Genomic DNA, 8,427 nt, shown 5'->3' with positions numbered 1-8,427 from the left:
GAGCCATGCTGCTGGTTCTGCTCATTCTGGCGCTCGTGCCGTCTCTGGTCACGTGGCTACCGAATCTCGTTTTCGGACCGTGACCCGTGAGGCCGGCTTTGTCTTCGAAGGCATCGGCAGGGAGGTGCAGATCGCCGTCATGCCCCAATTGCCCGGAAAACGCGCTGACCTGCAAACGAACGTGGTGCCCCCGGCATGATTCGAACATGCGACACCGGCTTTAGGAGAGCCGTGCTCTATCCCCTGAGCTACGGGGGCGGACCGGCTCGCAGCATACCGAATCGATTCGGGGCTCCGTGTTTCCCACCACCGCTTACGGGCTATCCACCGCCATGAGCGCATCGAAGAAGGCCCGCCACACCGTCGACCGGCTGGCCGGCCGGGTCAAGGAGAACATCGGCGATATGACCGACAATCCGCGCCTGCGCAACGAAGGCAAGGTCGATCAGGTGAAGGCCCGCGTCAGGATGTCGGGCGAGCGATTCAAGGATGCCGTCCGCGGGCGCTGACTCACCGCAGCTCGGCGATCACCTTCGCGAACGCCTCGGCGTGCGGCTGCTGAACGATGATGTAGGTGACCCCGTAGGTGTCGCGGTAGCGGCGGATCTCGTCGGCGATGTCCACCGTCGATCCCGAAAGCACACCCGGCGTCCTCAGGATCTGGTCGTCCGTCAGCTCCGGCAGGAAGCGCCGCGTGATCGAGAGGTCGGGCATACCTGACTCGTCGATCGGCATGGCGGTGATGGCGATGTTCAGCTCAAGGTCGTCGAAGCGTTCGGGAGCGGCGTTGCGCACGAACGTGATCCGCTCGGCCAGGGGATCCCCGCCCTCGCTCGCCGGGTCGCCTCCCGTGAGGCCGATGATCTGAGCCCTCTCCGCGGCGATCGTCAGAAGCCGGTTGCCGTTGCCCGCGATCAGAAGTGGGACCTCCGGCACGTGCTCACCCAGATATTCGGTGATGCGCCGCAGATAGTCGACTCGCTGCCCGGCGGTCGGGAACGGAATCTCGGCGGCCTCGAACTCCTCCTTGACGTAACCCGCGCCGAGCCCCAGCTCCAGCCGTCCGCCGGTCAGGTCGCGCATCGCCTCGACGTCGCGGGCCAGCAGGGCAGGCTTGTAGAAGCCGGCGTTGAGCACGAACGTGCCGACGTGAAGGGTCTCCGTGGCCGCCGCCGCCGTCATCAACGTCGGGAAGGGGGCGGGCGCGCCGAGGTGGTCCGGCACGTGCAGCACGTCGTAACCCATGTCCTCGGCGCGGCGGGCCCAGTCTTGAACCGACGACTGCCGATGCGCGGCGTGCAGACCGAATCCGAACCGAAAATCCCGTGCCATGATCCGAGCTTAGGTGCCGGTTGGAATTCGGAGGTTTGGCCCCCGAAGAAGCGGGGCAATAAGGATTTCGAGCTGTGCGAAGGTCATCGCGTCAGCAAGAGGAGTGTCATCCTGATCCGGTCCGTTGTGAGCAGTCCGGCGGGCCGGATCAACACTCCCGAGCCTCCGACGTTCGGAGTCGAGGAGGAGTTCCTTCTCGTCGATCCGCACACCGGTGAGCCCGTTCCTCTCAATACCGCGGTCGCCGAACATGCCGCCCGACACGGTGTCGAACTGGAGCTCGAGCTCACCAGCTGCCAGGTCGAGACGACGTCGGACGTCGCGTCCTCGAGCGATGACCTGAGACGCGATCTGACCCGCTTGCGCCGCGTTGCCGCCGACGCGGCCGAAGCCGCCGGTGCACGACTGCTGGCGGTGGCTCTGCCGCCCACCGTTGCGCCCGAGTTTCCGATCACCGATAAGCCGCGCTACCGCGAGATCGCGGAGCGGTTCGGCATGATCGCGCACGAACAGGGCATCTGCGGTTGCCATGTGCACGTCGCCGTCCCGACTCGTGAGGTGGCGATCCAGGTGAGCAACCGGCTGCGGTCGTCGCTGCCGCTGCTCCTCGCACTGACGGCCAACTCGGCGGTGTACCGCAACGCCGACTCGGGACATGCGAGCTGGCGCAGCGTGCTGTGGGCGCGATGGCCAAGTGCCGGCCCGCCGCCGCACTTCGAGTCGGCCGCCGACTACGACGCAGCGGTCCGGATGATGCTCGATGCAGGGGCGATGCTCGACGCCGGAATGGTCTATTGGGACGCCCGCCCGTCCGCCAACTTCCCGACCATCGAGGTTCGCGTCTCCGACGTCCCCGCCACCGTCGCCGAGACCGTCCTGTTCGCCACCCTCGTCAGGGCACTCGTCATGACGGCGATGGCCGACGAGGAACGGGGCGAGCCGATCCCGCCGCTGACGCCACACGCCCTCAAAGCGGCATATTGGAAGGCCGCCCGCGAGGGGCTCGAGGGGGAGCTGATCGATCTCGGGGACAGTCATGCGCGCAGGCCCGCTCCCGCGCTACTGGACGCGTTCGTCGACCGACTCGAGCCCGCGCTGACCAGCCTCGGCGAGTACGACATGGTCAAGGCCGAACTCCGGCGGGTCGTCGCCGATGGCAACGGCGCCGCCCGTCAGCGCAGGGCCTGGAATCGTCGCCGCGTCGCATCCGACGTCGTCGAAGAAGCGGCGGCCGCCACCGTCGAGGGCGTGTGATGCGTCAGGCCAGCGGAAGGGCGGCGAAGACCGGGGTGGTGGGCGCCGTCGAGCCGCCGCTCGGTTCGACCGTGAAGGCCAGGGTCTTGGAGTCCCCGAGATCTGGCAGCACGGCAGTGGTCGACGGCGCGACGGCCGCCGCGTCCATGGTCCCCGCCGATTTCGGGCCCTGCGCGCCGACGAGCCACATCTGGTAGACGGTTCCCGGTTTCGGCGGCGCGACGTTGTTCATCACGAGCACGCCCGCGTTGCGTTCGCGGGAGAACACCACCGTGGCGGTGCCGCCCGTCGGGATGTCGCCCGAGACGGTCCGGACGTCCGGAGCCGTGAAGATCTGCTCTGCGGCCGACTGCGTCTGCTCCGGCCGGATGGCGAATCCGATGCCCGCAGCGCCGAGGCCGATCGCCACGGCGGCCGCGATGGCGATCGCAGCGGTGCGCCCACGGGTCGATCGAGGACGCAGTTCGACCACCCTGCCTCCGCCGACGGCGGTCAGCACGCGCTCGCGAAGGTACGTCGGTGGCTCGACCGCCGTGGCGGCCGACACCAGTGCCATCGTCTCCCGGACGGCGCGCACCTCGTCGGCGAAGGCGAGCGCGACGGGCGCAGGCGCGCGGGTCAGCTGCCTGTCGATGTCGTCGAGATCGGACTGTGGCATCGCGTGCAGCGCGTACGGCGTAGCAAGGACCAGTAAATCGTCGTGGTCATGTGGCTCGGTCACGAGACCCCCAGACACTTGCGTAGTCCACGGATGCCATCCCGCATCCGTGACTTGATGGTGGCAAGGTTCGCCGCCAAACGCTCTGATACCTGTACATAGGTCAGGCCTTCGTAATACGCCAATTGAATGCATTCGCGCTGCGGATCGCTCAGCGAATCCAGGCATTGGGTTACTTGCCGCTGCTCGTCGAGCTGGATCACGGCCTCGGCGACCCGGTCCGCGGGTACCTCGAAGTTGGCGGCTCCGTACCGGGACTCGCGCTGGCTGGCGGACTGCTCGGAGCGCACGCGGTCGACCGCACGGCGGTGCGCCAACGTCATGAGCCATGCCAGGGGAGTGCCCGCCGACGGGTTGTAATTTGCGGCGTTACGCCATACCTGCAGGTAGATGTCCTGAGTGGTTTCCTCGCTGTAGCCAGGGTCGCGGAGCACGCGCACCACCAGCCCGAACACCCTTGCTCGGGTGTTGTCGTAGAACGCGGCAAACGCCTCGACGTCCTGTTGTGCTACCCGGCGCAGCAAAGCGTCGAGGTCGACTGTCACGCCGCGAAGCTTACTGGCGAAATCGAGAGTAGTCACGGTATTCACGATCTGGGCGGCCGCGGTACGAAAAACGAAGTGCGAGCGCTGTATTCACGAAACCCTTGGCGATCGGCCATGATTCGCTCGGTCAGACGTGCGCCGGTGGCATACACCAGGAAGTACGTCATCGCCACGGGCGACAGCACCGTCGTCAACGACAGCCAGCCCGTGATGGTGATCAGCCACAGGCCCCACCACACCGCCGAATCGCCGAAGTAGTTGGGATGCCGTGTCCAGGACCAGAGACCGCGGTCCATGATCTTGCCCTTGTTGGCGGAGTCGGCCTTGAACTGGCGCAGCTGATGATCGCCCACCGCCTCGAACAGGACGCCGACGACCCACAGCGCCACCCCGGCGATCAACACCGGCAGCAAGCCCGACGGCGTCGCACCCAGCGAGGCCGATAGTTGCAGAGGCAGGGAGATGAACCACGCCAAGGCTGCCTGGATCAGGAAGATCCTGCGGATCACGTTGGCGGCGGAGAAGTCGCCCTTCAGCAGTTTGTCGTAGCGCGGGTCTTCGCCCTTGCCCGCGGACTTGCCGATCATGTGCCATGCCAGCCGCAGACCCCAGACGGCGACCAGAGCCAGTAGCAGGAGTCGACGGAAGAGCTCACCGCTACCGACGACCGCCGCGACCGCTGCCACGACGACGAAGCTCGCGCCCCACGTCACGTCGACGACGTTGTAACGGCCGATCCGACGCCCGATGACGAACGACGCCCCGTAGACCAGAACCAGGAACGCCAGTGAGGCAGCGGAAACGACGAGGAAGTTCATCACGTGGTACCCGTCGGTGCGAAGGTCCATTGGTAGACGTCGAGGTAACCGGACCGGAAGCCGGCCTCGGAGTAGGCCAGGTAAAGCTCCCACATCCGCTCGAAGACGTCGTCGAACCCCAACGCGAGCACCGAATCTCGCCGCGACGCGAAGCGCTCCCGCCACAGGCGTAGTGTCTCGGCGTAGTGGGGCCGCAACGACAGCATGTTCACCGTGCGCAGGCGCGTCTCGCGTTCCGTGATGCCGACGACGGCCTCCACGGACGGGATCATCCCGCCGGGGAAGATGTACTTCTGAATCCAGGTGTACGTGTTGCGGGAAGCCAACATCCGGCCGTGCGGCATGGTGATGGCCTGGATCGCCACGCGCCCGCCCGGCGAGACCAGGCGGTCGAGGGTATGAAAGTACGTGGGCCAGAATCGATATCCCACCGCTTCGATCATCTCGACCGAGACGACGGCGTCGTAGCGACCATCGACCTCACGGTAGTCCTTGAGCTCGATCGTCACCTGGCTCGACAAGCCGGCAGCGGCGACGCGCTCCCGGGCTAGGCGCTGCTGCTCGGCGGACAGGGTGATGGAGTGCACCTGCGCGCCGCGTGAAGCGGCGCGAATGCACAATTCTCCCCAGCCCGTGCCGATCTCGAGCACGTGGCTGCCCGGTCCGACGCGCGCCGAGTCGAGAAGGCGGTCGATCTTGCGACGTTGGGCGTCCTCCAGCGCGGACCACTCTGGCCGCGCGTTGTCGAACAATGCGGCGGAGTAGGTCATGGTGCCGTCGAGGAATTCCGCGAACAGGTCATTGGACAGGTCGTAGTGCTCGGCGATGTTGTCGCGGGCCTGCTTGAGGCTGTTGTACATCGTGCTCGGATGCCGCACGACGGCGAATGGCCGAAGCCATTGCAGGGCAGGCGGAACCAGGTCTGCCACCGAGTTGGCGAAGGCGGTGAGAAGGCCCGCCAAGTCATCGGAGCTCCACTCGCCCGCCATGTACGACTCGCCGAAGCCGATCAGCCCGGATCTGCCGACTCGCCGAAACAGTGCGGTGGGCCGGTGAATGTCCATCGTCGGCAACGTCGGGTCGGCGGCGCCGACGACGGATCCGTCGGGATAGCGGAGCCTCAGCGGAAGTCGCGCTGCGGCGCGGCGCAGGAATGACTCCGCCACCCGTGCCGTCGCCGTGCTGACCGGGCCCCCGGGAACCCGGGCCACCGACGGCCAGCGGGCGGGATCCAGTGGCGTGCCAATGTTTCCGGTGGCGTTGACGGTCACAGTTGATCGACCCTTTCCCTCTCGATCGCCTTCGGTCGTGGCACCACCGGTACCCGTCGAGCCCACAGCGTGACACCCTGAATCCGTATCCACATCGCTCCCATCAGCGGTGCCAGCGGGGCCGCCATCTGCAGTCGAAGGACGTTGGCGATCGAGGCCTTGCGTCGCACGCCGTGCATCGTCGCGACGAAGGCGGGCTTGTTCTCCCTGTGTAGTGAGATCGTCACGTCCAGTTCGGCCTCGGGCAGCGGTGCCCGCACCAGGTAGTACCCGTCGACCTCGTTGAACGGGGAGACGTACAGCGCCTTCTTCACCGCGACCGGTTGGTCGCCGGTCGGTGGCAGCAGGTATGCGTGGCGGCCGCCGTAGGTGTTGTGCACCTCGGCGATGACGTGCCGCAGCACGCCGTGGCGGTCATGACACCAGAAGACGCTGAGCGGATTGAAGACGTAGCCGAGCACCCTCGCCTGGAGTAGGGCGGTGACGGTGCCGCCGGGCAGTTCGATGCCGTGCTCGGCGAGGTAGCCGTCGACTCGGGCACGCAACGTGTCATCGCCGTCGATGGGTACCGAAAGATGATCGGCGGCTTCGAATCTCGCGAATGGCTGCAACCAGCCGGGCAGCCGGGGCAGCTCGTCGACGTCGACGTACCAGCTGTAGCCACGTTGCTCGAAGTAGTGGTGCACCGGTGCGCGCCGCAGGTGGGTGATCCGCGTTCGGTAGAGGGCGGTCAACATGGCGCCGGCTCAAGGCTCGACGCGGCGGGCCAATCGGCGCCGAGCCGTTGTGCCGCACGCAATCCGGATGCCGCACCGTCCTCGTGGAAGCCCCACCCGTGGTACGCGCCTGCGAACGTCAGCCGGTCGTCGTCGATGGTCGGAAGCAGGGCTTGAGCGGCCACGGATTCGGGCGTGTACAGCGGGTGGGCATACGTCATCTCGGCGATCACCGCTGCCGGGTCGACGCGGTCGCGACCGCCGAGGGTGACCAGGTAGCGCTCGGGACCCGGGAGCCGCATCAGACGCGTGATGTCATAGGTCACCAGGACGTTGTCGGCGTTGGGGGTCGCCAGGTAGTTCCAAGAGGCCCTGGCGCGGGGCCGCCGCGGGAGCACCGAGACGTCGGTGTGCAGTTGGGCGTGGTTGGTGGAGTAGCGGATTGCGCCAAGGACCGTGCGTTGGGCGGCGGTTGGCTCGGCCAGCATCAGCAGTGCCTGGTCGGGGTGCGTCGCGATGACCGCCGCGTCGAACCGTCTGGGTGCGGCGTCGCCGAGGGAGATCTGCACGCCGTCGGGTACCCGTTTCACGGAGCGGACCTGCGCGTCGGTGGCGACCTCGTGGATGAGCCGTGCGATCGCTTGGACGTACGTGGCGGACCCGCCGACGACGGTCCGCCACGTCGGAGAACCGAGCACCGAGAGCATGCCGTGGTGCTGCAGGAAGACGAACAGGTAGCGGGCCGGATAGCTCATCGCGTCACCAGGGGCGCACGACCAGACTGCGGCCACCAACGGCGTCATGAAGTGCGCAATGAAGTAGGCGGAGAAACCATGTCGCTTCACGAACGACCCGAGCGTCTGGTCATCGGCGGCTTCATCGTCGAGCAAACGGGTCGCCTCGCGGTGGAACCGCTTGACCTCCACGAGCATCAGGAGGTAGCGGGGATGGGCCAGAGTCGACAGTGACGGGAAGAGCCCGCCGACCCCGCGCGCCCCCGCGTACTCGAGTCCGGTGGCGCCGACCCGGTCGTCGCGGACCGACATCGACATGTCGGTGTCGCGAGTTTCGATCCCGAGTTCGGAGAACAGGCGGCAGAGCGTGGGATAGGTCCTGTCGTTGTGCACCAGGAACGCGGAGTCGACTGCGACGACGTCGCCGTCTCCGCGATCGATGACGTGGGTGTGGGCATGACCGCCCAACCGGCTGTCCGACTCGAACAGCGTCACCCGGTTGCGGGCTGACAGGACGTAGGCAGCGGTGAGCCCGGCAACGCCGCTTCCGACGACGGCGACCGAGCGCCCAGCGAGGTCTTCACGTTCCACGATCTCTATTCGGAACCACGCGGGAGACGGATGGGTACCGTTCGCTGTCGTTACGCATTGCGTAACTCTTGCGCCCGCGTAGTGTGCCAAACCGTGGTGATGACGCTATTTCACAACGGAATCGTGTGGACAGGTGCTTCCGAGGCAACGGATGCGCTGCTCATCGACGGCGACGTCGTCACGGCCGTGGGTGCCTCCGCGCACACGGCGGCATCCGAGCAGGGCGCCGATGCGGTCGATCTCGAGGGCGGCTTCCTGATGCCGTCGTTCGGCGACGGGCACGCCCACCCGCTGCTCGGCGGCCTTGAATTCGTCGGGCCCGCGGTGCGGCCGTGCACGTCGGTCGCGGAGATCGTCGAGGCGGTGCGCTCCTACGCCGAGGCGCATCCCGACGAGGAGTGGATCGTCGGCGCCTCCTACGACGGCAGCCTCGCACCCGGCGGACTGT

General features: G+C 67.0%; 11 protein-coding genes and 1 tRNA gene. 4 read left to right on the top strand and 8 right to left on the bottom strand.

Features of this window, described 5'->3' with window-relative positions:
* Nucleotides 1-199 (top strand): hypothetical protein (locus ACRDUX_RS28865; RefSeq protein WP_526418930.1); only part of this gene is annotated, 199 nt, incomplete at its 5' end.
* On the opposite strand, the gene ACRDUX_RS28860 is transcribed toward ACRDUX_RS28865, so the two are convergent.
* Nucleotides 183-258, bottom strand: a tRNA-Arg gene (locus tag ACRDUX_RS28860). The genes ACRDUX_RS28865 and ACRDUX_RS28860 overlap by 17 nt on opposite strands.
* 38 nt (nt 259-296) lie before the next feature.
* Between ACRDUX_RS28860 and ACRDUX_RS28855 the strand changes: the two genes are divergently transcribed.
* Nucleotides 297-509 (top strand): CsbD family protein, encoded by a 213-nt coding sequence (locus ACRDUX_RS28855; protein WP_526418928.1) that lies wholly within the window; start codon nt 297-299, stop codon nt 507-509.
* A 1-nt stretch (nt 510) separates the two neighbouring features.
* Here the strand turns inward: ACRDUX_RS28855 and ACRDUX_RS28850 are convergent, their stop codons facing one another.
* The gene (locus ACRDUX_RS28850) at nt 511-1,332 is read right to left on the bottom strand and encodes an LLM class F420-dependent oxidoreductase (protein ID WP_526418926.1); all 822 of its coding nucleotides are present in this window, start codon (nt 1,330-1,332) and stop codon (nt 511-513) included.
* A 147-nt stretch (nt 1,333-1,479) separates the two neighbouring features.
* Between ACRDUX_RS28850 and ACRDUX_RS28845 the strand changes: the two genes are divergently transcribed.
* A complete protein-coding gene (locus ACRDUX_RS28845) occupies nt 1,480-2,586 on the top strand; it encodes a carboxylate-amine ligase (RefSeq protein ID WP_526418936.1) in 1,107 nt (368 codons plus the stop codon).
* A 4-nt stretch (nt 2,587-2,590) separates the two neighbouring features.
* Here ACRDUX_RS28845 and ACRDUX_RS28840 read toward each other — a convergent pair whose 3' ends face one another.
* Genes ACRDUX_RS28840 through ACRDUX_RS28815 form a run of 6 tightly spaced genes read right to left on the bottom strand, consistent with a single transcriptional unit; the run spans nt 2,591 to nt 7,979 of the window.
* Entirely contained in the window at nt 2,591-3,307 is a 717-nt protein-coding gene (locus ACRDUX_RS28840; protein ID WP_526418924.1) for an anti-sigma factor, read from the bottom strand.
* A complete protein-coding gene (locus tag ACRDUX_RS28835) occupies nt 3,304-3,885 on the bottom strand; it encodes an RNA polymerase sigma factor (protein WP_526418922.1) in 582 nt (193 codons plus the stop codon). The genes ACRDUX_RS28840 and ACRDUX_RS28835 overlap by 4 nt, the downstream gene beginning before the upstream one ends.
* Before the next feature lie 5 nt (nt 3,886-3,890).
* A complete protein-coding gene (locus ACRDUX_RS28830; protein ID WP_526418934.1) occupies nt 3,891-4,667 on the bottom strand; it encodes a DUF1295 domain-containing protein in 777 nt (258 codons plus the stop codon).
* Nucleotides 4,667-5,938, bottom strand: a complete 1,272-nt coding sequence (locus ACRDUX_RS28825; RefSeq protein WP_526418920.1) for an SAM-dependent methyltransferase — start codon at nt 5,936-5,938, stop codon at nt 4,667-4,669. Before ACRDUX_RS28825 ends, ACRDUX_RS28830 begins: the two co-directional genes overlap by 1 nt.
* On the bottom strand, nt 5,935-6,675 hold the full coding sequence (locus ACRDUX_RS28820) for a DUF1365 domain-containing protein (RefSeq protein WP_526418918.1): 741 nt from the start codon (nt 6,673-6,675) through the stop codon (nt 5,935-5,937). The genes ACRDUX_RS28825 and ACRDUX_RS28820 overlap by 4 nt, the downstream gene beginning before the upstream one ends.
* The gene (locus ACRDUX_RS28815; protein WP_526418916.1) at nt 6,669-7,979 is read right to left on the bottom strand and encodes an NAD(P)/FAD-dependent oxidoreductase; all 1,311 of its coding nucleotides are present in this window, start codon (nt 7,977-7,979) and stop codon (nt 6,669-6,671) included. The genes ACRDUX_RS28820 and ACRDUX_RS28815 overlap by 7 nt, the downstream gene beginning before the upstream one ends.
* Nucleotides 7,980-8,078: 99 nt before the next feature.
* On the opposite strand from ACRDUX_RS28815, the gene ACRDUX_RS28810 reads away from it, so the two are divergent.
* Nucleotides 8,079-8,427 (top strand): amidohydrolase family protein (locus ACRDUX_RS28810; protein WP_526418932.1); only part of this gene is annotated, 349 nt, incomplete at its 3' end.

Origin of the sequence: Mycobacterium sp. (assembly GCF_050701675.1) — a bacterium.
GTDB lineage: Bacteria > Actinomycetota > Actinomycetes > Mycobacteriales > Mycobacteriaceae > Mycobacterium.
This window is presented reverse-complemented; position numbering and strand designations above follow the sequence as displayed.